This is a genomic window from Pseudanabaena cinerea FACHB-1277, from assembly GCF_014696345.1.
In the GTDB taxonomy this organism is placed as follows: domain Bacteria; phylum Cyanobacteriota; class Cyanobacteriia; order Pseudanabaenales; family Pseudanabaenaceae; genus Pseudanabaena; species Pseudanabaena cinerea.
In genome coordinates, this window is sequence record NZ_JACJPY010000040.1 from 14,665 (window position 1) to 37,468 (window position 22,804).

Annotated in this window: 21 protein-coding genes and 1 pseudogene; 13 read left to right on the forward strand and 9 right to left on the reverse strand. The window is 45.1% G+C overall.

All coding sequences use genetic code 11. From position 1 onward, the window contains the following. Positions 1–85 precede the first annotated feature (85 nt). From psbV to H6F44_RS13095, 3 genes are all read left to right on the forward strand, one after another. The gene (gene psbV, locus H6F44_RS13085) at positions 86–595 is read left to right on the forward strand and encodes a photosystem II cytochrome c-550 (RefSeq protein ID WP_190351408.1); all 510 of its coding nucleotides are present in this window, start codon (positions 86–88) and stop codon (positions 593–595) included. A gap of 86 nt (positions 596–681) precedes the next feature. Next, positions 682–1,059: a plastocyanin gene (gene petE / locus H6F44_RS13090; protein ID WP_199302116.1), complete on the forward strand. Its 378-nt coding sequence runs from the start codon at positions 682–684 to the stop codon at positions 1,057–1,059. Between the two features lie 340 nt (positions 1,060–1,399). After that, entirely contained in the window at positions 1,400–2,749 is a 1,350-nt protein-coding gene (locus H6F44_RS13095; RefSeq protein ID WP_190351409.1) for an efflux RND transporter periplasmic adaptor subunit, read from the forward strand. A gap of 46 nt (positions 2,750–2,795) precedes the next feature. Here H6F44_RS13095 and H6F44_RS13100 read toward each other — a convergent pair whose 3' ends face one another. Further along, a complete protein-coding gene (locus tag H6F44_RS13100) occupies positions 2,796–3,245 on the reverse strand; it encodes an NAD(P)H-quinone oxidoreductase subunit N (RefSeq protein WP_190351431.1) in 450 nt (149 codons plus the stop codon). A 60-nt stretch (positions 3,246–3,305) separates the two neighbouring features. Next, positions 3,306–3,692 carry a hypothetical protein gene (locus tag H6F44_RS13105; RefSeq protein WP_190351410.1) on the reverse strand — a complete coding sequence of 129 codons (387 nt, stop codon included), beginning with the start codon at positions 3,690–3,692 and terminating at the stop codon, positions 3,306–3,308. 161 nt (positions 3,693–3,853) lie between these two features. Here H6F44_RS13105 and H6F44_RS13110 point away from each other — a divergent pair, with 161 nt between their 5' ends. Beyond that, a complete protein-coding gene (locus H6F44_RS13110) occupies positions 3,854–5,188 on the forward strand; it encodes a TrkH family potassium uptake protein (RefSeq protein ID WP_190351411.1) in 1,335 nt (444 codons plus the stop codon). A 77-nt stretch (positions 5,189–5,265) separates the two neighbouring features. Continuing rightward, positions 5,266–6,042 (forward strand): potassium channel family protein, encoded by a 777-nt coding sequence (locus tag H6F44_RS13115; RefSeq protein ID WP_190351412.1) that lies wholly within the window; start codon positions 5,266–5,268, stop codon positions 6,040–6,042. Between the two features lie 6 nt (positions 6,043–6,048). On the opposite strand, the gene thyD is transcribed toward H6F44_RS13115, so the two are convergent. After that, positions 6,049–6,969 carry a thylakoid membrane protein ThyD gene (gene thyD, locus H6F44_RS13120; RefSeq protein WP_190351413.1) on the reverse strand — a complete coding sequence of 307 codons (921 nt, stop codon included), beginning with the start codon at positions 6,967–6,969 and terminating at the stop codon, positions 6,049–6,051. Positions 6,970–7,187: 218 nt separating this feature from the next. Between thyD and H6F44_RS13125 the strand changes: the two genes are divergently transcribed. The 4 genes from H6F44_RS13125 (at position 7,188) to def (ending at position 12,807) form a co-directional block, all read left to right on the forward strand. Beyond that, positions 7,188–10,361, forward strand: coding sequence for a response regulator (locus tag H6F44_RS13125; protein WP_242016561.1), 3,174 nt, complete (start codon positions 7,188–7,190; stop codon positions 10,359–10,361). A gap of 88 nt (positions 10,362–10,449) precedes the next feature. Next, positions 10,450–11,307 carry an acyl-ACP--UDP-N-acetylglucosamine O-acyltransferase gene (gene lpxA / locus H6F44_RS13130; protein ID WP_190351414.1) on the forward strand — a complete coding sequence of 286 codons (858 nt, stop codon included), beginning with the start codon at positions 10,450–10,452 and terminating at the stop codon, positions 11,305–11,307. Between the two features lie 11 nt (positions 11,308–11,318). Next, a complete protein-coding gene (locus H6F44_RS13135) occupies positions 11,319–12,122 on the forward strand; it encodes a hypothetical protein (RefSeq protein ID WP_190351415.1) in 804 nt (267 codons plus the stop codon). 118 nt (positions 12,123–12,240) lie between these two features. Further along, on the forward strand, positions 12,241–12,807 hold the full coding sequence (gene def, locus H6F44_RS13140) for a peptide deformylase (protein WP_190351416.1): 567 nt from the start codon (positions 12,241–12,243) through the stop codon (positions 12,805–12,807). Between the two features lie 125 nt (positions 12,808–12,932). On the opposite strand, the gene H6F44_RS13145 is transcribed toward def, so the two are convergent. Beyond that, on the reverse strand, positions 12,933–13,688 hold the full coding sequence (locus tag H6F44_RS13145; RefSeq protein ID WP_190351417.1) for an HIRAN domain-containing protein: 756 nt from the start codon (positions 13,686–13,688) through the stop codon (positions 12,933–12,935). A 148-nt stretch (positions 13,689–13,836) separates the two neighbouring features. Then, on the reverse strand, positions 13,837–14,169 hold the full coding sequence (locus H6F44_RS13150) for a HipA domain-containing protein (protein WP_190351419.1): 333 nt from the start codon (positions 14,167–14,169) through the stop codon (positions 13,837–13,839). 333 nt (positions 14,170–14,502) lie between these two features. On the opposite strand from H6F44_RS13150, the gene glmS reads away from it, so the two are divergent. Then, positions 14,503–16,380 carry a glutamine--fructose-6-phosphate transaminase (isomerizing) gene (glmS, locus tag H6F44_RS13155; RefSeq protein WP_190351421.1) on the forward strand — a complete coding sequence of 626 codons (1,878 nt, stop codon included), beginning with the start codon at positions 14,503–14,505 and terminating at the stop codon, positions 16,378–16,380. Between the two features lie 58 nt (positions 16,381–16,438). Next, positions 16,439–17,146, forward strand: coding sequence for a ComF family protein (locus H6F44_RS13160; RefSeq protein ID WP_190351423.1), 708 nt, complete (start codon positions 16,439–16,441; stop codon positions 17,144–17,146). Here H6F44_RS13160 and H6F44_RS13165 read toward each other — a convergent pair. Both H6F44_RS13165 and H6F44_RS13170 read right to left on the reverse strand, forming a co-directional pair. Beyond that, positions 17,143–17,466: a DUF1825 family protein gene (locus H6F44_RS13165; protein ID WP_190351424.1), complete on the reverse strand. Its 324-nt coding sequence runs from the start codon at positions 17,464–17,466 to the stop codon at positions 17,143–17,145. The genes H6F44_RS13160 and H6F44_RS13165 overlap by 4 nt on opposite strands. A gap of 143 nt (positions 17,467–17,609) precedes the next feature. Next, a complete protein-coding gene (locus H6F44_RS13170) occupies positions 17,610–17,864 on the reverse strand; it encodes a hypothetical protein (protein ID WP_190351425.1) in 255 nt (84 codons plus the stop codon). Positions 17,865–18,200: 336 nt separating this feature from the next. On the opposite strand from H6F44_RS13170, the gene moeB reads away from it, so the two are divergent. Then, entirely contained in the window at positions 18,201–19,373 is a 1,173-nt protein-coding gene (moeB, locus tag H6F44_RS13175; protein WP_190351426.1) for a molybdopterin-synthase adenylyltransferase MoeB, read from the forward strand. Between the two features lie 69 nt (positions 19,374–19,442). On the opposite strand, the gene H6F44_RS13180 is transcribed toward moeB, so the two are convergent. After that, positions 19,443–20,339, reverse strand: a complete 897-nt coding sequence (locus tag H6F44_RS13180) for a branched-chain amino acid ABC transporter permease (protein ID WP_190351427.1) — start codon at positions 20,337–20,339, stop codon at positions 19,443–19,445. Between the two features lie 186 nt (positions 20,340–20,525). Here H6F44_RS13180 and H6F44_RS13185 point away from each other — a divergent pair, with 186 nt between their 5' ends. After that, the gene (locus H6F44_RS13185; RefSeq protein ID WP_190351428.1) at positions 20,526–22,580 is read left to right on the forward strand and encodes a serine/threonine-protein kinase; all 2,055 of its coding nucleotides are present in this window, start codon (positions 20,526–20,528) and stop codon (positions 22,578–22,580) included. A gap of 56 nt (positions 22,581–22,636) precedes the next feature. Here H6F44_RS13185 and H6F44_RS23195 read toward each other — a convergent pair. After that, positions 22,637–22,804, reverse strand: a pseudogene (locus tag H6F44_RS23195) (IS4 family transposase); the annotation flags it as partial.

Consider the following 22,804-nt stretch of genomic DNA (forward strand, 5'->3'; position numbering starts at 1 on the left):
ATAGACTTAGATCAGCCTAGCAATTACCTTAAGAAAATCAATTTAGATTTAGTTAACTATCACCACCGTAATTATCAACCCAATTATGAACACAGTTATGAACAAAAATATTTTTAAATACCTCGCCCTAGCGATCGCGGCTGTGGCTTTAGTTTTTCAACTATTTACACCCAGCGTAAATGCAGCCGATATTCCGATCGCCCTGCGTACAGTTCCCCTCAATGACACTACCAACATTGTTTTAACCCAAAAAGATATTTCTAAGGGTAAAAAGCTGTTTACGAATGCCTGTGCCACTTGTCACCTTGGCGGTGCAACCTTCACCAATCCGAATGTGAATCTTTCGCCCGAATCCCTAGCAGGGGCTTATCCTACCCGCAACAACATTCTTGGGCTAGTCGACTATATGAAAAATCCCACCACCTATGATGGTGTTACCGAGATTAATGATGTTCACCCTAGTCTCAAGAGTACCGATATTTTCCCCATCATGCGTGGTTTGACTGACAATGACCTCAAACTCATCGCTGGTTACATCCTGTACGAACCCAAAGTCAAAGGGATCGGCTGGGGCGGTGGTAAGGTATATTATTAAAAAGCAATTTGCTTGATGTCTAATTCGAGTCGAGTCGAGTTAGAACTGCCCCTATAGTCTAGTTAAATTTTAGTCAGCATTTAATCATGAATATTTCTTCTCTTGCTAAACAGCTTGGTTTAGCGATCGCCAGCCTTGCGTTTATTGTTGGTAGTTTTTTCATGTCCGTCGCACCTGCGGCGGCTGATGTAGTCACAGTCAAGATGGGTTCTGACAAAGGACAACTAGTATTTGAGCCGAAGGAAGTCAAGATTATGGTCGGTGACACTGTGAAGTGGGTAAATAATAAAGCATTCCCCCATAACATTGTGTTTGATGGTCATGCAGAGCTTTCCCATAAGAAGTTAGCTCAAAAACCCAAGGCTGCGCTTGAGTCCACTTTTAACGAAGCTGGTGAATTTACCTACTACTGCTCTCCTCACCGTGGTGCTGGCATGGTCGGTAAGGTCATTGTTGAAGGTTAAGCTTTTAACTTACAGCCTGTTGAGGTTTTAATTAACACAGGAAAAATTAGGACTTACGCAATTTTTCTGGCAACAAAGCGGTGCAAACACAGTCTGCACCGCTTTGTTATGACAATTTTTTCTGGGTTTTAAGTTAACGCAAAGCGCTGTATTGCATACGCAAATCCAAATCAAGGGATATTGAGCTTCGGAGCGATGGGGCGAAGCTATCTATTCATAAGCATTGGATGATGCTATGGGATGATGCTAATGTCGCGGGACTAGCCTAATTTAATAAGTTAAAGAAGTATTCTATTTTGTCATTTTATTTCATCAGCTCGATTGACTAGGCTCAAACGTAATGCAGACTGCCATATCTCCTCAAAAAAACCAGAAAGAAGCGCCTCAGTCCCAAAAGCCTCGCAATCGTCTATGGTTAACTATAGTCTTGGTGATCGCGCTGTTGGGTGGCAGCTTGATCGCATTTAGAATTATTAGCGCCTCTCAGCAAAATCTAGACACCGCAGGTAGTAAAACTGAGCTAGTGGAGTCGCGATCGCTGCCTGTCAAAATTCGCTCAAGCGGCTCCGTTGTCCCCATTGAAACGGTAAACCTCAGCCCCAAACAGGCTGGTAAACTGATGGAGCTATTGGTGGAGCAGGGGGCAAGGGTTACGAAGGGGCAAGTGATTGCAAGAATGGACAATGCCAATCTGATCCCACAGTTATATCAAGCACAGGCAAATGCTGCTGCGAGTGAAGCGAACTTGGCAAGGCTCCGCAACGGCAATCGCCCTGAAGATATTGCGGCGGCATCGGCAAGGGTGGAGGCAGCACGGGGGCGGCTAGAGGCGGCAAAGTCGCGCTTGGCACTGACCCAAATCCGCACATCACGGTTTCAAAATTTGCAAACTGAGGGTGCAGTCTCCCGTGATCGCTTTGATGAGGTGATTACAGACAATCGCAGCACTGAGGCAGATGTACAGGCAGCCGAGGCAAATCTCGCCGAGGCAAATCGTCAATTGGAATTACTCCGCAATGGCAGCCGTCCTGAAGATCTTGCCCAAGCGGAGGCGCAACTGGCACAGGCGATCGCTGCCATCAGAGGCATCGAGGTACAGCTTGAAGACACCATTATTCGCGCCCCCTTTGCGGGCATTATCACCCAAAAGTATGCCAATGCTGGCGCATTTGTTACCCCCACCACCACTGCCTCTCTGACCAACTCCTCCACATCTACATCTATCGTGGCGATCGCCAATGGTTTAGAAATCATTGCCAAAGTGCCAGAGGTGGATATTGCTCAAATTAAAATTGGGCAAGAGGTGGAAATTATCGCCGATGCTTTTCCATCTGAAACCTTCAAGGGCAAAGTGCGGCTGATTGCACCAGAAGCAATCATTGAGCAGAATGTCACTTCATTTCAAGTGCGGGTAATGCTGGAGACGGGCAAGGATAAGTTGCAATCGGGCATGAATACTGATTTACGGTTTATTGGACAGATGATTAATAATGCCCTAGTCGTGCCAACGGTGGCGATCGTCACCCAAGAGGGAAAAACGGGCGTACTAGTTGCTGATGCCAATGGCAAATCGCAATTTCGCCCCGTTACCATTGGCACAACTGTCGATGATCAAACCCAAATTTTGAGTGGTGTGCAGGTGGGCGATCGCGTCTTTGTGAAGCAGCCTGACAAAAAAATCAACCCTTAATCACCAAAAAGCCGCGCTTAGCGCGGCTTTTTCAATCATTCGATCATTAGGCGGCAGTTGCCTGTTTGAGGGGCTGCCATGATACTTGGCGATCGCTGCCAACCTCAATGACGATCTTCACCCTTGGGTCGCGATCGGGGATTTGGCTAAGGGTTTCTAGCTCTTCTTGAGATAGATATTTACCTTCGATGAGCCAGACCACCAAGCCCTTAGACTTGGCAGGCAAAGCATTCAAGCGCATCTGAATTGCAGGCGGAATAAAATAAGTGCGGATCTCAGTTTTACCAAGGTGCGATGGACGCACCCCATGTACGCCTGTGAGATAGCTATTGACATCACCCAAACCCCGCGCCGTAATAAATAAAATGTCATAACCTGCATTTTTTAGACGCAATTGGTAACGCCCTTCATAGCCACCTTCGGGCGGAACGCGCATCGCCAAAGCACCTGCTTTTTCTAAATCCTTCACAATTTTGTCAGTGGCAATCAATGGCATAGTGACACCTGCATAATAACGACTCATGAAATATTACCGTGCTTTGGGCTTGACAGCACCTCAATCCATTACCTGCACATCAATATCAATTGTGCCTGGAGGCGTGATCCGCTTAAATTGATTGTTGTGGGTCTCTAAAGGTTCGCCGCAGCTAGGACAGTTAAACTGACTACCCTTTGTGGCGGTAAAAGTGTGGCTGCATATAGGACATTCTGCTGTTAAGATTTTGCTGGTTGCCCACCATTGCAAACCGATAAAGGCAGCGATCGGCAGCGCTAAAAGCAAGCCAATCAGAATAAATAGAGACTTCACGATCCAACCTAGCCCGATCGCGCCGATCGCCCAAAAGATAAATAAAGTGGTCAACCAAAATCGCACACCTGCCCAGCGATCGCCTGAGCCATTGGGCATCCCATTATCAAATGTGCCGAACCGATAATATTTCATAGTTTTCTCCCTTACTTATCCCTTGTGCCTGATGGCGTTTTGATGGAGCTAATTAACATATAGCGATCGTATCACTCCTAAATTAATTCAGCATTACGGTAGCGAGTATGGTTAACCACAAAAAAGATTAGTATGATCTTTGAAATTTGCGGAGCATAGCTGTGAGTCCTGCGAGAACAATTTGTTTGGGTTTTTTAGCCGTCATATTTGTGGGCGCATTTTTGTTGATGATGCCCATATCCAACACTAGCGGCACCTGGAGCGATCCGATTACGGCGCTGTTTTCGTCAACCTCAGCCGTATGCGTGACTGGACTCTCTGTCGTTGATGTTGGCAAGTTTTATACATTTTGGGGACAGCTATTTTTAATGTTGCTGTTTCAAGTTGGCGGTTTAGGTTACATGACCGCCACCACCTTACTGCTGCTACTGATTGGACGTAAGTTTAGCCTGCGGGACAAAATCACCCTGCAACAATCTCTAGATACCAGAGGTATTCGCGGCGGGTTACAACTTGTGCAGTCGATTATTGCGGTGACAATATTAATTGAACTCACAGGTGCTTTTGCCCTGATCCCTATTTTTAATCAGACCATGCCCCTCAGGGATAGCATTTGGTCAGCAATATTCCATAGTGTTAGTGCCTTTAATAATGCGGGATTCGGTTTATTATCCGACAACCTTATGAGCTATGTGCGTACCCCAATGGTCAGCATTATCATCGGCTTACTAATCATTTTTGGCGGCATCGGCTATCAAGTAATCCTTGAAGGATATTTATGGATTAGAAGTAAGCTGGCAAATAATCGTGAATATATTTCCTTTAGTCTAAATTTTTGTGTGGCGATTAGCACCACGATTACCCTGATTATCTTCGGTACGATATTTTTCTGGTTTACGGAGTTTAGCAATCCTGACACCCTCAATAATTTGTCTTTCCTCGATCAGCTAGTTGCGGCTTGGTTTCAATCTGTCACCACCCGCACCGCAGGTTTTAATACGATCGACAATGGCAAAATGACCATCACAGGGATTTTTATCACGATCGCCTTGATGTTTATTGGCGCAAGTCCTGGTAGTACTGGCGGCGGCATCAAGACCACCACCGCCCGCATTATGTCAAGCTGCACTAAGGCGGCTTTGCAGGGGCGTGATCAAGTGGTTTTATACGAGTTACAGGTTCCCAATGGTTTGATCTTGAAGGCTGTGGGGGTGGTGATGGGATCTTTATTTACAGTGATTCTTTCTACAGGACTACTATCAATAACAGATCGCAACATCAACTTTATTAACCTACTTTTTGAGTCCACCTCTGCCTTCGGTACAGTGGGACTATCAACGGGCATTACCGCCTCACTATCGATGGCGGGGCGATTGATCATCATTGCCACGATGTATATCGGGCGGGTTGGTGTTTTGCTATTGATGGGTGCTATTTTTGCGGATACTAAACCTAGTTTGATCAAGTATCCCCAAGAATCAATGTTGGTGGGCTAAGGTAATCCAATTTTTAAAATTGCTGCGTTGCGGCAACTTTAAAAATTTGCAAGATGTTTTTATAAAAGGAAAATAGAATGGACATATCTTCACTGAGTTTTTTTCGCAATCGGCGCTCAGATAACAAACAATTTGCGGTGATTGGCTTGGGGCGTTTTGGTAGGGCGGTATGTCATACCCTCGATCAATTGGGCTATGAGGTGCTGGCCGCCGACATGGAAGAAGCGCGGGTGAGTGAAGCGAGAGCCGAAAATCTGGCTGCCCATTGCATCCAACTCGATTCCACCAATCCCCTCGCCCTTCAAGAGTCGGGCATTTTGGAGATTGATACGGTAATTGTGGCGATCGGCAATTTTTTAGAAGAAAGTATTGTGACGACCCTGCACGTCAAGGAAGCGGGGGTAAAACAGGTGGTGGCTAAAGCTTCTTCAGAGATTCACGGGACATTATTAAAAAAAGTGGGTGCGGATCTGGTGGTCTATCCTGAGGCGGAGATGGGCAGAGCTTTGGCGCGATCGCTGACGCAAAGGGGTATTTTAGAACGCTTTGAGCTTGATCCTGATCATAGTATTGTGGAAGTGATGGTTCCTGAAGAATTTCATAATAAAACGATTCTGGAACTAAAACTGCGGGCTGACTATGGCGTAAATGTGGTAGCAGTGAGCCATGCTCAAAAGTTTGAGATCAATCCAGACCCTAACCAAAAATTACTGGAGGGTTCGGCAATGGTGGTAATCGGCAGTAATAAAAATATTAGTCGCCTACCGATCGCCTGTGACTTGCTCAACCCCGATGGCTCTTCAGTAACAACGCAGTTAACCTTACATCGATCTTCTGAAATCAAGCTCAAGTGAGCATGACTAGGTGAATATTTGCTGCAACGCTGAATCAATATCAGGATATTGAAAGGAAAACTGATTGATGCTTGCCTTATGGGGTAATACTTTTTGTCCGTCTAGTAAAACACTTGCCCCTTCACCAAACACTAAGAGCAATGCCGCCGCAGGTACGGGCAGAAATGCAGGGCGTTGAACTGCTTTGGCGAAAGCGAGCGTAAAGTCTTCATTGGTGACAGGATTGGGGGCAGTGGCATTGACCGCCCCTGATACTTGTGGATTGGTCAGCGCGTAGATAATTAGCGACAGGAGATCATCGCGGTGAATCCATGAAAACCATTGCTTGCCACTGCCAATTTTGCCACCGCCGCCCACCTGAAAAATGGGCAGCATTTTGGCGATCGCCCCACCCATACCCAAGACAATGCCTGTTCTGAGCTTGACCAGCCTTAAACCCAAGTCCATAACCTTGTCCGCTTCGGCTTCCCAGCCCTTGCAGACATTGGCCAAAAAATCGTTACCAGCATCACTGTATTCATCAAAGGACTTGTCTAAACTTGTACCGTAGTAGCCGATCGCCGATCCACTAATCAATGTTTGCGGTTTAACATCAGCCATCGCGATCGCCTCCACTAGCACTCTTGTGGTGAGAATGCGACTATCACGAATTTCTTGCTTGCGCTGCGCTGTCCAACGCACCCCCGCGATCGGTTCACCTGCTAGATTAATTACAGCATCACAGCCTGCGATTTGCTTTGCCCAGTCTCCTAGTTGAAAAGGCGTATAGCCAGTGACTTCGATATTGGGGAAAAGTTGTTTAGGAAATTGGCGATTGGCTTTTTGCGGATTACGGGCAAGCACAACGAGGCGATCGCCTAGAGCGTGCAACTGCTCTACTAATTTCACTCCAACAAATCCTGTACCACCTGTCACGACAATTTTCATGTTAGCTATTATTTAATTTCTATTAATTTCTATAAGATCATAGCCTCTAAATATAGTGGCTTTATAGTGACTTCCCCACGATTGCTTACTCCAAATTTAAAATCCCTGTAGCGCGGGCATCCTGCTCGCTTTTTTGGGGGGGGATTTGTCAGTCAATCATTTCCCAATGAGGGTTTTGAGTTTTTATCGCTGCCCACCATCACTTCTTGGCTATCACCATGACCAATGTCCCCAAATCTCCGTTATCTAGCAAAGGATTACCAAAACTTTTGATCGTTGACGATGAGACCGATAACTTAGATATACTGTATCGCACCTTTCATCGTGAATATAAGGTCATCCGTGCTAAAAGTGGATTTGAGGCTCTTGCTATTCTTGCCAAAGAGTCAGATGTTAGCGTGATTATCACCGATCAAAGGATGCCCATGATGTCGGGGACAGAATTGCTCAGTCAAGTTGCGGAAGCCTATCCTGATACCCTCCGCATCGTTTTGACTGCCTATACAGATGTGCGGGACTTGGTGCAGGCAATTAATGAATCTAAGGTGTTTAAATATATTACAAAACCCTATGAGATAGGTGTGTTGCGAACGGTGGTACGGCAGGCGATGGAGGCTCATCAATTACTAAAAGAACGTACTTCTAAACTCCGTGACAAACTCGAAAGCGCAGAAGCAAAATACAAGAGCATTTTTGAGAATGCGATCGAGGGAATTTTTCAGACCACCCTTGACGGTCATTATGTGATTGCCAATCGGATGCTTGCTCAAATCTATGGCTACAAATCAGTGCGAGAACTGATTGAGAATATCACCAATATTGCAGAACAGATCTATGTAAATCCATACCGCCGTCAAGAGTTCATCGATATTCTCGGCTCTCAAGATACCATTTCTAACTTTGAATCACAGGTCTATCGCCGCGATCGCAGCAAAATCTGGATTTCCGAAAATGTGCGTGCTATTCGCGATTGGCAAGGCAAACTTATTGGCTTTGAGGGGACTGTGCAGGATATTACGCAGCGCAAAAGGGCGGAAGAGGAGTCACAACTATTGCAATGTTTGACTTTAGAAATCAGTGCCGCGCAGCATTTTCAAACTGCCCTAGAAATTGCCCTAACGAAAATTTGTCAGTTTACAGGTTGGGACTATGGCGAAGCATGGACACCCGTGGTGGATGCCGAGCAATTGGTATGCAGTTCTGCATGGTATAGCAGTATTGAAGGCTTGGAAATATTCCGAGAACATAGTGAGAAAATTTCTTTCCCCGCAGGCATTGGTTTTCCTGGGCGGGTATGGGTACATCAAAAGCCTGAATGGATTTGGGACATATCCCTAGAGGCGGAGTCTAATTTTTTACGCAAGCATTTGGCGATGGAATGTGGTCTTAAGTCAGGGTTGGCAATTCCTGTGAGCGATGATCATAAGGTGGTGGCGATCGTAGTGTTTTTTACACGCACTCCCAATGATCACGATCAGCACTTGGTTGGTCCCATTGGGGCGATCGCGATGCAATTGGGGGCTTTGATGCGCCGCAAACGCGATGAAGAGATGCTGAGACAAATGAATGAAGAACTGGCAACTGCCCGCGATCGCGCCCTTGAAGCCAACCGTACTAAAAGCACCTTTGTGGCAAACATGAGCCACGAGTTACGCACACCACTCAATGCGATCATTGGTTATAGCGAAATGCTGCAAGAGGATGCGGCTTTATTGGGGCTAGAAGACTTTGAGCAGGATCTTCAGAAAATTCATCAATCAGGTAAACATTTACTAGATTTGATTAATGATATTTTGGACATGACCAAAATTGAGGCAGGCAAATTAGAAATCTATCCTGACTATTTTGATCTGCCTAAGCTAGTTTGGGATAGTGTCAACACTATTCAACCGCTACTGCTCAAAAATAATAATCGCCTTAATATTGATTGCGATGAAACCTTGGGCAGCATCTATGCCGATATGACCCGTGTGCGTCAGGTACTGCTCAATGTTCTTAGTAATGCTTGTAAGTTTACAAAGACGGGATTAATTTCAGTACAGGTAAGTCGCCAAACTATTTCACCGCAGCGATCGCCCAATTTATCCAGTCGGGAATGTTTTCAAATTTTAATTACTGATACAGGCATTGGCATCAGCCCTGAAAATATCCAAAAGCTATTTCAGCCATTCAATCAAGTAGATAGCTCCACAACCCGTCAATATGGCGGGACTGGTCTAGGTTTAGCCATTAGTCATCGGCTTTGCCAAATGATGGGGGGGAGTATTACGGTCAGTAGCGAGTTGGGCAAGGGTTCGCAATTTATGATTTCTCTGCCCGTTGATCATCGCGAATCAGCCAAACTATCGGCACAACCGCCAAATCCTAATGACGCGAAGCATAAGCATCAAATTTCTGAGCAAGAATTTGAGCAGATTTCTGAGCAAGAATTTGAGCAGGAACATATTAATGAACATAATTTTAATGAACATAATGAACAGTTATTGGAACCAGCGCCTCATCAAGCGATCGCCCACCCTGTTCCCTCAGCAGCAGTAATTGCCGCAAACCCCCAACAGCCACAGCAACTGGCAGAAAATGCAACCACTTCCTATCCGTCAGTTTTAGTTATTGATGACGATCCTTTAATTCATCAATTTACGCGATCGCATCTTGGGAAAAGGGGCTTATTTATTTATTCTGCTTTTAATGGAGAAGAAGGAATTTCCCTAGCACAACAAATTACTCCCAGTGCCATCATTCTGGATGTGCAGATGCCTCAGATGAGTGGTTGGGAAGTACTAAAAGAATTAAAATCGCAACCTTTAACCTCAGGCATTCCCATTATTTTGCTAACAATCTCCGAGATAGCTGTCGATGAGCCAATTAATCCATTTGATAATTCCGATAATTGCCATTTGGGGGGCTACGAGATCGGCGCGAATGATTATCTATTTAAACCCATTGACCGCGATCGCCTGATTGCCACCATCGATAAATATCGCTCTCAACACCAGCAACAGTTCTCAATTTTGATTGTGGAAGATGACAGCAACATTCGCGCCATGCTTAGACGGATGCTCGAAAAAGAAAACTGTTTAGTATTTGATGTGCAAGATGGGCATGAGGCATTGGCATCAATCCCGCGCTATCAGCCACAACTGATTCTGCTGGATTTGGTGATGCCCAACGTCAATGGTTTTGAATTTATTCATCTTTTACGCCTCTGTCACGATATCGGCTCAATTCCGATTGTGGTGATTACCGCTAAAGACCTTGATGAAACCGATCGGATTCGCCTGAGTGGTTCGGTGCAGAAAATTTTGCAAAAAACTAACTATAGCTATCCTCAACTATTGAGTGCTATTGAGCTGCGACTGCATCAATTGGGGATAATTGCCGCAAATGTATAAGCTCCCTATCGCCTACGCATGATCGATTATGCTGCAAATTGCTATACACTATTGCTTGTTTTGTTGATTTTTCGACACGCCATTATCAATGCCAAATACCAATCCTAGCCCCAACCCTAACCTTAGCGATATGGCAATCCATCCCAGAGCGATCGTTCACCCCAAGGCAAAGATCGGTAAAGGGGTCATCATTGGCGCTGATGCCATCATTGATGAGTTTGTGGAAATCGGCGATCGCTGTGAAATTCGTGCCAGAGCCGTAGTTACGGGGCATACCAAAATTGGCAATGACAATCAAATTGGCTATGGCGCAATCATAGGCTCGGAGCCGCAGGACACTTCCTATCGCGGTGAAACTAGCTTTGTGGAGATTGGCGATCGCAACACTTTCCGTGAATATGCCACGGTCAATCGCGGCACAAAGGAAGGCTCTAGCACCAAAATTGGTAATGATAATTTTATTTTGACGGGGGCGCATATTGCCCATAACTGTCTAGTGGGAAATCGGGTGGTTCTGGTAAATAATGTCTTGCTGGCGGGCTATGCGGAAGTAAATGACTATGCTTTTATGGGGGGTGACTCGGTGGTGCATCAGTTTACGCGCATTGGTTCCTATGCAATGGTGCGCGGACAGACCCGCCTTGGCATGGATGTCCCCCCCTACTGCATGGCCGTTGATACCAATGTGGTTTTAGGGCTAAATCGCCTTGGTTTGCGCCGCAATGGGTTTGACCAAGATCGGCGGCGGGCGATCTATGCTGCCTATAAGGTCATATACCGTTCAGGGCTAAATCGATCGCAAGCTTTAGCAGTTTTGGAGTCAAACCCCGAATTTGCGAATAACCCTGATATTCAACTATTTTGCCAATTTATTAAAAATAGTAAGCGGGGCATTTGCAAAATGTATAGCAGCAATGGCAATAATATTCGCGAAGATGATATGTAGGAAAGTGCAGAATGCAACCAGATCCGAACCCCCAAGGACAAGAGCGTGAGGTCAAAACCATAGGCGGTGCGGCGATCGATGGCACACCGATCGCCTACATTATCGTGCTTGCCTCAGTTGTCACCGTGCTTGCCTTTGTGCCTTTTTCGATTGTGCTTGGCTCTGGCAAAGGTATTCCCCTCAGTCAAAGCATTTTCCCCTTGCTGGGCTGGCTCCTCGGACCGATCGCAGGTGCTTTGGCAAGTGGTATCGGCACATTAATTGGCATTTTTCTAGCCCCCTATACCGCAGGCGTACCAGCGATCGCCATTTGGGGAGCCGTAATTGCCAGTTTTACCGCAGGGGCAATGGCAGATCAAGATGCAGGCTCTAGTCGTAAATATCGTAAATATTGGTACATTGGCTTGACATTTCTATTTGGCTTAGAATTAGCCGCCTATGCCTATCTTGCCCATCGCAACTTGATCCCCGTAAATACATTTATCGCAGGTTCATTTATCAACTGGTCTGCCCTATTATTATTTGCCCTGCCCACCCGTTCCCTCTTTGCCAAAATGATCAGCAGTCCCAATATGGCGATCGTGGCGATTGGTATTTTTGGCGGTACTTGGACGATTTGCGGACTAGCGCATCTTAGCCAAGTTGCCTTTACCTATTACCTATTCAACTGGCCAGAGCCAATCTGGAATACTTTAATTCCGATTATTCCCGTTGAAAATTTAATGCGTGGTCTATCGGGAGCGGTGATTGGCACTGGTGTAATTTCTGGCTTGCGAGCCATTAAACTCGTCAAACCCAAGCAAGCAATTTATTAGTATCCCATTTCTTCCTTTGCTGAGACAGGATAGGAGCATCACCAATCGCCGTTCCTATCCTATTCTTATGCTGATTTTTATGTCAAAATAGTTTTAATACTCAATAGCCTAATCTGTAATGTCTGCAATTTCGATCAAAGTCCCTAAACAAAAAGTCAAAAATCCGCCCCTACAGGTACATACCCTAGGCGATCGCGTCCTGCGGCAACCCGCAAAACGCATCAGCAAAGTCAATGATGAAATTCGGCAAATAATTGTTAATATGCTGCAAACCATGTACAGCAATGATGGTATTGGTTTAGCCGCGCCGCAAGTGGGCATTAACAAACAATTGCTAGTCATTGACATCGAACTCAAGGATGAAAGCAAGCCGCCCTTAGTGATGATCAATCCTGAAATTAAGAGTATGGGTGGCGACCTCGTGACTGGGGAAGAAGGATGTCTGAGTATTCCTGAAGTATTTCTGGATGTGGTGCGTCCTGATCAGATTGAGGTTTCCTATCGCGATGAGGATGGCAGACCGCAAAAATTAGTAACCAATGGTCTATTGGCTAGGGTAATCCAGCATGAAATGGATCATTTAAATGGAGTGCTTTTTGTCGATCGCGTCAAAAATGCAGTTGCCTTAAATAAAGAGCTAGTTGCTCACGGTTTCGCCACCAAGGATGTGCAAGCATTGCAATAACAGCGATCGCTTCGATCAACTCCCAACCAAATTTACCAATTTGCCCTGTGCAAATTACATCCTCATCCAATCCTTCAACATCGTTATCGCCATTCCATTCGTCTCAAAGGATACGACTATAGGACTTACGTATAAATCGCTAAAACCTGACTAAACTCCTGAAAAACTGCACCAGAAAACGGATGAAAATCATCTGACCATTCAGCCGTGAGACTGCATAGCAAACGAAACTGTATTGGTGTTGGCGGCAGATTCACACGCTCAACAGTGACATTAACCTGACTAGGGCGATCACAAACCAACTCAAAAAAATCTTGAGTAAAATAACGCGGACAATAGCCCACAAAATGTAAATCCTCAGTCCGTAAAATCAAAGCCCGTGAATCAAACTTATTTTGCATATCATGGGTAATCAGTAACCTTGTCCCCACTTCCAAAGTCCGTACATATTGTTCAACATCACTAGGAAAATGTCTTAAACCATGCGCGAAAAAGTGAACATGATAAACCCCATTTTCATCACGCTCAGGACAAGGAAAAACCTCAAAGCTATCAGTTTGACGCTTACCACCACTACGCGCCAACAAAGCGATCGGATCATCTTGGTGAGCAGGAATATTTAACCACTGCACAAAATCTTTATAGTCAGGACGCGATCGCTTTAGCAGCCGATTGGCAAACAAAGGGAAAAGTTCAGGCGAAGTATAGTGATAGTCAAAATCAGGAAAAGACCAGATCGGTTGAAAATTAGCCTCTTTCTCAGCTTTTCTCGCTCCCTGAATATAGACAAAGTGATACATCCCATCTTCATGGGTCAGTTTCCCCACAGGAAACCAAGTACGGGAGATTGAATCTTGCCAAGCTAAAAATAGAGTTTTCAATACCAACGATCTCGTTAATTTAGTAGTCTTTTTTTGTTGATTTCTAACATTTTTAAGCTAAAGTCCACAGCCACAGGAGAAATCCGATGCTCTGGTATCTGCCTAAAGATAGACTCTACATCTTGCATGGGGATTTTGGCTAGTTGGTTTAACCATCTCTAGGATAACTAGATACTATCCCCGCAAGGATATCGTTACCGTGAATCAGCGCTGTATCCTTTGACAGAAAATTAGTTGCAATCACCCCATTACGGTTTTGCCAAGTAGCCAGTTCATAGCTTGCATGGGGTAAGCCTAATAATTCGGCAAGTTCAGAGGCAACTTTTTCAGACCAGTCTTCCCCCGTATTAGGGCGAACCTGTTTAAAAAGACATTTACCTAAATCACGATGATTAAACCAAAATTTGAATTTACTACCCATAGCCTCTTCAGACTCAGCCGCATCCTCTGGAACCTCAATAATTTGAAACAGATTACTCATCTAAACCACTACGCCTAGCCATTGACTGACACTTGCAGAACTTCAATAGCATTATCTCCTAGAATAATCCTAGAGGTTGGTTAGTAGCCTTTATCACCGATAGCAAATCCATCATTTCGGGTAGTTCTGACAGTTCCATCAACGAATTGTTTACAGCAAGAAATTTTCTGGAAAAACATAGTCATTTTAAAACTTACACTGATGCTGTATTGGCTGTAAAAAGTAATCATGTCAGAGCTTTTTGCTATCTTAGGAACTTGACATGGTTAAATACGATCATAATTTCTGATGCTTCGCGTCAAAAATTGATCGTATTAATTTTAAATTGACATTATGTGTGGAATTGTTGGCTACATCGGGCATCGTTCGGCAAATGAAGTTTTGATCTCAGGATTACGCAAGCTGGAATATCGCGGCTACGATTCCGCAGGCGTAGCGACAATTCCTGACATTGACGGCAGCGATCGCAGTTTGCATCGGGTGAGGGCTAAGGGAAAGTTATCGCAATTGGAAGAGAAACTCAAGGCTGATACGGCTCCAACTGCGCCCATTGGCATTGGGCATACAAGATGGGCAACCCACGGCAAGCCCGAAGAACATAATGCCCACCCTCACACCAATACCACTGGCAATTTAGCGGTAGTTCAAAATGGCATTGTTGAGAACTATCATTTACTGCGAATTGAATTAAAGGAACAAGGTCATATTTTTGTCAGTGAGACAGATACGGAAGTGATTCCCCACATGATCGCTGAATATCTAACTCAGTTGGCACATTTGGGCAATGTGATTCCAGAGCGATCGCCTTCAGTATTATTTGAGGCAGTCAGGCTCACGGTTGAGAAGTTGCAAGGAGCCTATGCGATCGCCGTCATTCATGCCGACTATCCCGATGAATTAATCGTGGTGCGGCAGCAAGCGCCCCTAGTGATTGGCATTGGCAAAGATGAGAATTTCTGTGCTTCCGATACTCCTGCTCTCGTTGCCTATACCCGTACCGTAATTCCTTTAGAAAATGGCGAGATTGCCAGAATTACTAAGGATGCAGTGCAGGTATTTAATGCTAAAGGCGATCGCCTCCGCCGTGCGCCCCAAACCCTCAACTGGAACCCCACGATGGTTGAGAAGCAAGGCTTCAAGCATTATATGCTCAAGGAAATCTATGAGCAACCTGGGGTATTTCGGGCAGGGCTGGCGCGGTATATTAGCGAAGCGAATCATGTGCAGCTAGGTTTACCCGCAGGATTTATTGATTCCATTGAACGGGTGGAAATTCTCGCCTGTGGAACCAGTTGGCACGCTTCTTTAATTGGCAAATATCTATTAGAGCAGGTCGCGGGTATTCCCACCACGGTGCAATATGCTTCTGAATATCGCTATTCGCCGCCGCCTTCTCTAAACAACACCTTGGTGATTGGCGTGACTCAATCGGGCGAAACCGCCGACACCTTAGCAGCGCTAGAACTGGCTAAATCAAGGGGCGATCGCTGCTTGGGCATCACCAACCGTACCGAAAGTTCCATTGCCAGAGTTGCCGATGCCATTATCGATACTCAAGCAGGAATTGAGATCGGTGTGGCTGCCACCAAAACCTTTATCGCCCAACTGCTGATCTTCTACTTACTTGCCCTAGACTTTGCCGCTAGGGGCAAATTAACAGAAGTACAGATTCAGGAATTTATCGAAGGACTACGGCAATTACCCGCCTATATGGAACGGATTTTGGAAGGTCAAGAGCGTTACATTGAAGACCTATCGCGCCTGTTTACCCATACTAAAGATTTTATCTTTTTAGGACGCGGCATTAATTTCCCGATCGCCCTTGAAGGGGCGTTGAAACTGAAGGAAATTAGTTATATCCATGCCGAAGGTTATCCCGCAGGCGAAATGAAGCATGGACCGATCGCCCTCCTTGATGAGGATGTGCCTGTCGTGGCGATCGCTACCCCTGGGGCAGTGTATGAAAAAGTGTTATCTAACTCTCAAGAGGCAAAGGCGAGGGATGCCAAACTCATCGGCGTTGCCCCCATTGACGATCTCGCCGCCCATGAAGTATTCGATCACATTTTGCCGATTCCCATTGTCGATGAAATCTTTTCGCCAGTCTTGACCGTAATTCCCTTGCAATTATTGTCCTATCATGTGGCAGCCCATCGTGGGCTTGATGTCGACCAGCCCCGTAATCTTGCTAAATCAGTCACCGTAGAGTAAATATTGAGGGGCAGCGCTTCGCGCCGCTCCTCAATATTTTTTATTTGCAGCAAAATCTATGCAGTGGTTTCAAAAATTAACTAGCACGATCGCTGATTCCCTCTGGCAAAAAAACTGCCCCATTTGTAATCGCCCTGCGGACTTGATCCTTTGCCGCGACTGCGATCGCCAAATTGCCGCCCATCAGTCCCCCGAATTTTTACAAAAGGATCACCCCATTAATCCTCATATTCCCCTCTACAGTTGGGGCATTTACGATGGTGCGCTCAAACGGGCGATCGCCGCCTGCAAATATGAAAACCATCCCGAAATCATGCAAGCAATCGCGATCAAAATTGCCGACCAATGGCAGCGATCGCCAATGCCAAACAACACAAAAAAAAATCTAGCGATCGTTCCCATTCCCCTCCATGCCAACAAGCTCAAATCCAGAGGATTCAACCAAGCCGAAGTTGCCGCACGTCAGTTTTGCGATCGCACAGGTTTAAGGTGCTATCCACAATTATTACAACGAATAAAGGACACAAAGGCGCAAATGCTCACTCAAAGCGTAACCGAACGTCAAGAGAACCTATCGCAAGCATTCACTGCTCAAGTTACGCCCAAGCAACACCAAGTCATCCTATTTGACGACATTTACACAAGCGGCGCAACCATCCGCGAGGCAATAGCCACTCTTAGCAAAGCCAATACAAAGGTATGTGGTGTAATCGTCATCGCTCGCCCACAAATACCCAAAGCCCAAAAGCTAAAAGCCAACAGCTAAGCTTGGCTAGAAATTTCCGCCTTCATCCGCTCCAAAGTAAAATTCATTTGGTCAAACATTTGTTGCGGAGTAATACCAAAATTTCCCAGTTGGTTTTCCAATTGCTTGAGCGTCATCTGCGCCATAAAGTCATCAGAAAGCTCAAACCGCTTCATAAAGATTTTATAACGATCCATCATCTCTTCCATTTTTTCAATAAAGAGAATTTTCCCTTCCCGATCAAACTTGCCATAGCTACTTCCTAGCTGTGTCAGAGCTTGATAATCTTGAAATAGATTACGCGCTTCATGCTGTACGATTTCAGAGTCAAAAAATGCCATAACTATTACTTACAGAATCTAACAACTATCCTCATCTTACAAGCTAGATCAGTGATCGCTGAATTACCCGAAGTGGGGATATCACCCCAAAATCATTACCGTCAATACAACTTGTACGGCGATCTCCATAACCTGTCAAAAAGCTAAGTCATAATTGGCACAGCCCGCTCGCGCTTGCGGGGCAGAAACCTGACAGAGATTCGCTTCAGCCCACATTGCTCTTCAAGCTCATGGACATAATCCACGCCTTCCCCACTATGCTCGCGATTGTCTAGATCCTCAAGTACACCCAAGATCTGTGCGTCTAGTCCTGGCTGTCCTATGAATAAGTGCATCAGGGTTTCACAATTATCATCATCGGGGTAGATGGGAATGTAGTAAATGTAGGGAATATCCATAAATAATTAAAAGTAACTAAACGCGGTCAAGCTAGTGATTATACCAATTCATGAAAGTGTTGCCACATTTTCGTAAATTGAAAACCAAACCCATTAAAGGTTTTTAAATCACGAAATGGCTACGCAATTTTCTGATTTGGTATTGGCTCTCTACAAAGATTATAGCGACACTTAGACTTGTGTGAGCGCTTAAGATTTTGCTTAAAATTTTGTAATACAAAGCCAAGCACTGAAAAGCATAAACTAGAACTCTAGTCTAGAATATTAGAATCTTTATCAAGCCAAAGCGATCGACTAGGATCGCACCTAGGATCGCCAACTGCGATTTACTTAATCATGCTCAACCCAGATTTAAATACAATTCAACTCACCCAAGATGACTACGAGCGCTACTCGCGGCATCTGATCTTGCCAGAGGTGGGCGTAGAAGGACAAAAACGCCTCAAGGCTGCCAATGTCCTCTGTATCGGCACAGGCGGGTTAGGCTCACCCCTGTTATTGTATCTTGCTGCCGCAGGGGTTGGACGCATCGGCATTGTCGATTTTGATGTGGTAGATACCTCTAATTTGCAGCGTCAGGTCATCCATAGCACCAGCACCGTCGGCAAACCCAAGATCGAATCCGCCAAGACCCGCATTTTAGAAATTAATCCCTATTGCCAGATTGATCTCTACAACACCAATATATCTTCGGCAAACGCTCTAGAGATCATGGCTCCCTACGACATCATCGTTGATGGCACTGATAACTTCCCCACCCGCTATCTGGTTAACGATGCCTGTGTGCTGCTAAATAAACCCAATGTTTACGGTTCAATTTTCCGTTTTGAAGGACAGGCGACTGTCTTTAACTATGAGGGCGGCCCCAACTATCGCGATCTCTATCCAGAGCCACCACCACCAGGATTAGTGCCTTCCTGCGCCGAGGGCGGTGTGCTGGGCATTCTGCCAGGCATTATCGGCTTAATTCAAGCCACCGAAACTGTTAAAATTATCCTTGGTCAAGGAAATACTTTGAGTGGGCGATTGTTGCTATACGATGCCCTGAAGATGACTTTCCGCGAATTGAAATTACGTCCTAATCCAGTGCGTCCTGTGATCGACAAGCTGATTGATTATGAGATGTTTTGTGGTATCCCTCAACAAAAGGCAAATGATATGGAAGCACAACAGGCGATCGCCGAGATTTCCGTTACAGAATTGAAATCGATCATTGATGGTGGTGCATCTGACTATCTAATTATTGATGTGCGTAATCCTAATGAGTGGGAAATTGGCAAGATCCCCAATACTGTTCTCGTGCCTTTACCAGAAATCGAAAATGGTAACGGTGTTCAGAAGGTGAAGGATTTGCTAGGTGATAAAAAGCTCATTGCCCATTGCAAAATGGGTGGGCGATCAATGAAGGCTTTGGGCATTCTCAAGCAAGCTGGCATTGACGGGATCAATGTTACAGGCGGGATCAATGCTTGGAGCGAGCAAGTCGATCCAACGGTTCCTAAATACTAAAAGAATACAAAAAGAGAAAGGGCGCTTTGCGCCCTTTCTCTTTTAACTCAGCGCAAAGCGCTGTATTTGTCAGCGATTTAAGGTGAGTTCTTTTTTATTGCCTAAGATCCCCTGTGGTCGCCATAGCATTAGCAAGATTAAAGTTAAACCAATCAAAATCAATTGAATTGCCTCAAACCTGCCACCATCGGCACGAATTTGTTCGGGTAAAAAGCGGGGGAGCGCATTATAAAACTGGAATACGATCGCCCCAATGATTACCCCTAAATTGCTGCCTGCGCCGCCAATGGTGACGATTGTCCAAGCTTGGAAAGTAATCAGGGGGACAAAGTTATCGGGGTAAACCGTAGTTAGTTGCCACGCATAAAAAGCGCCTGCCATGCCGCCGATCGCCCCGCCAATGGCAAATGCCTGTAATTTGTAACCAAATACATCTTTGCCCAGCGCCTTTGCTACTTCTTCATCTTCGCGAATTGCCTTTAATACTCGTCCCCAAGGCGATCTCACTAGCCACTGTAGCCGCCAATAAACAATGCCAACTGTGATCAACAACAGTATTAGCAGCACATAGGAATAATATTGGCGATCGAGTAGATTTACCAAAGGTAAAGGAAAGTCTTGCACGCCCCCAGTGCCTCTAGTTAGCCAAGCCTCATTATTGACTACGAGCCGCACCATCTCCGATACACCAATGGTAACGATCCCCAGATAGTCTTCGCGCAATTTGAGAGCCGTGCTGCCGATCACCACCCCCAATAAACCCGCGATCGCTGACGCAATCAAAAAAGCCAATCCCCAAGGCACACCGTTTAGGCTCAGTAAAACCGTTGTATATGCGCCAATGGTCATAAAAGCCACATGACCGAAATTGACCAGCCCTGTAAATCCCCATTGCAGATTCAGACCTAAGCTAAATAATGCAAATATGGCTGCATTAATCAATAAAGTCGCAATATATTCGATCATGGATTAATTACAAAAAGCCCGATAAAACTATATATTCAAGTCTAATACCAAATCAAAAAATGGCTACACCATTTCCTGATTTAAAAACTCTTACTGGGTTTGGTTTTCAAGTTATGCAAGTGTGGATACACTTCTATGACTCGGTATAAACTGTTACGCTATTGAATGCTATGCATCTAAAATGCCATGCGTATATGTATTAATCCTAACTGCCCTGCCCCCGATCATCCCGACAATGACAAATATACAACCTGTCAAGGTTGCGGGTCTAACTTGATTATTGACGATTGTTACAGCGCCACCAAACTATTGAGCGATAGCGGTGGCTTCGGTATGGTTTATGAAGCGATCGATCTCATGGGTAAGTCCAAAATCCTGAAGGTTCTTAAACAGGATCTTAATGGGGATGAAAAAGCTGTGGCTTTATTTCAACAGGAAGCTTTGGTATTAGGGCGCATCGAACACGCAGGTATCCCCAAAATTGATGCCTATGTCCATCACTATTTGGAAAATGGAGCCATGTTGCATGGCATCGTCATGCAAAAAATTGAAGGGCTAAATCTTGAACAATGGCTTAAGCAACGTCATTACCAACCAATTGCCCAAAAACGGGCGATCGCATGGTTAAAGCAATTGGTGGAGATTCTATCCCTAGTACATAGCAAAGGCTATTTTCATCGTGATATTAAGCCAGCGAATATTATGTTAGCGCCATCGGGGCAGCTAGTCCTGATCGACTTCGGCACAGCCCGCGAAGCCACACATACTTATTTAGCCAAGATCGGAGGTGTTCAGGGGGTGACAAGTATATGTTCGGTGGGTTATACCGCACCCGAACAAGAGAAAGGTTTTGCCGTACCACAATCAGATTTTTACGCCCTTGGCTGTACGATGATCCACCTCGTAACAGGTAAGTATCCTTTAGACACCTATAATCCTGAACGGGATGTTTTTGAATGGCGATCGCGATCGCCCGATATTTCCGAAGAACTAGCCGATTTAATTGATGCCATGATTGCCCGTAAGCCCAGCGATCGCCCCTTAAATTGCCAAGCAATTTTAAAAATCATTATGGCAATTAAAGAAATGGATCAATTAGATTTTGCTACATCGGGCGATCATGCCAAAGCAAAAAATAAGATAAGCGCAAAACGAAAATCCATTCAAAAGTCAGTCAAACAGGCTATCAAAGAATCTAGTCGCCGTCCGCCATCACCGATACTTTTAGCATTTTCTGTAACCATTGCCGCCATAGTTGGCTTGAGCATTGGCACTGTCATCAAGATTTCTGCCATTGGTGAGTTTGAAGAAGGAATTATTCAACCCCTTGGACAACGCCAAAACCTACTCAATCCTTCCAGATTCTTGCTAGCTCATACCGATACGGTGCAGTCAGTCGCCATTAGTCCCAATGGCAGGGAGGTTGCCAGCGCCAGTGACGATGGCACTGTAAAAATTTGGCAAATTGACAGCAATAGCTCCACGCCTATTCGCGAGATCAAAGACCAAGGTGGATGGGTGCGTTCCGTAGTATTTCTGACTGACAACCAGATTATTACCGCAGGCTTAGATAAAAATATTCGGATTATCGATACAACATCGGGGAAGGTTTTAAAGCTAATCAAAGGGCATACCAACCTAATTAGTGGTTTGGCGATCGCCCCCGATCAGGATCTATTAGTAAGCGGTAGTTATGACAATCGGGTAAACCTCTGGCAAATCTCTACAGGTAAACTTAGGCGATCAATCAAAGAGCATACCGACAAAATACTTGCTGTTGCCATTTCTCCCAATGGTGAGCAGATCGCCAGTGCCAGCCGCGATCGCACCATCAAAATCTGGGATATTAAAACGGGTAAAGCCTTAGCAACCCTCAAAGGGCATCTGGGTGAGGTGAACAGTATTTTATTTACACCCGATGGTAAACGAATAATTAGTGCAGGGGGCGATCGCCTCATCCGCATCTGGGACTTAGCAACCAGCAAGCAACTTTATACGTTAATTGGACATAATGATGAAGTTAAGGCGATCGCCATTACCAGCGATGGCAACTATTTATTCAGTGGCAGCAAAGACATTCCCAACTCAATCCGCCTCTGGAACTTACAAACCCGTTCTAGGATCTGGAACTTAATCGGTCATCAAGATCTCGTCACATCCCTAATCGTCACTAAAGACAATCTCAAACTCATCAGTGGCAGTCAAGACAAAAAAGCAATTATTTGGGACCAGAAGTGTTGAATCAGACATGAGGTTATCCCAAAAGTGGACACACTACTCCTGCAAAAAGCGTGATTTCAGCTTAATATCACTATCTTCCTAAACCAATGTACATAACTGATATTCTCACTCATGAATGCTTGTAAATACCTCAGTTTATCTAACATCTTACAGCCAAACTCTTTTGGTATCTCTACTAGCTCTAATAAAACATACGCTATTAAGCAAGTGTAGATTTGGATCGT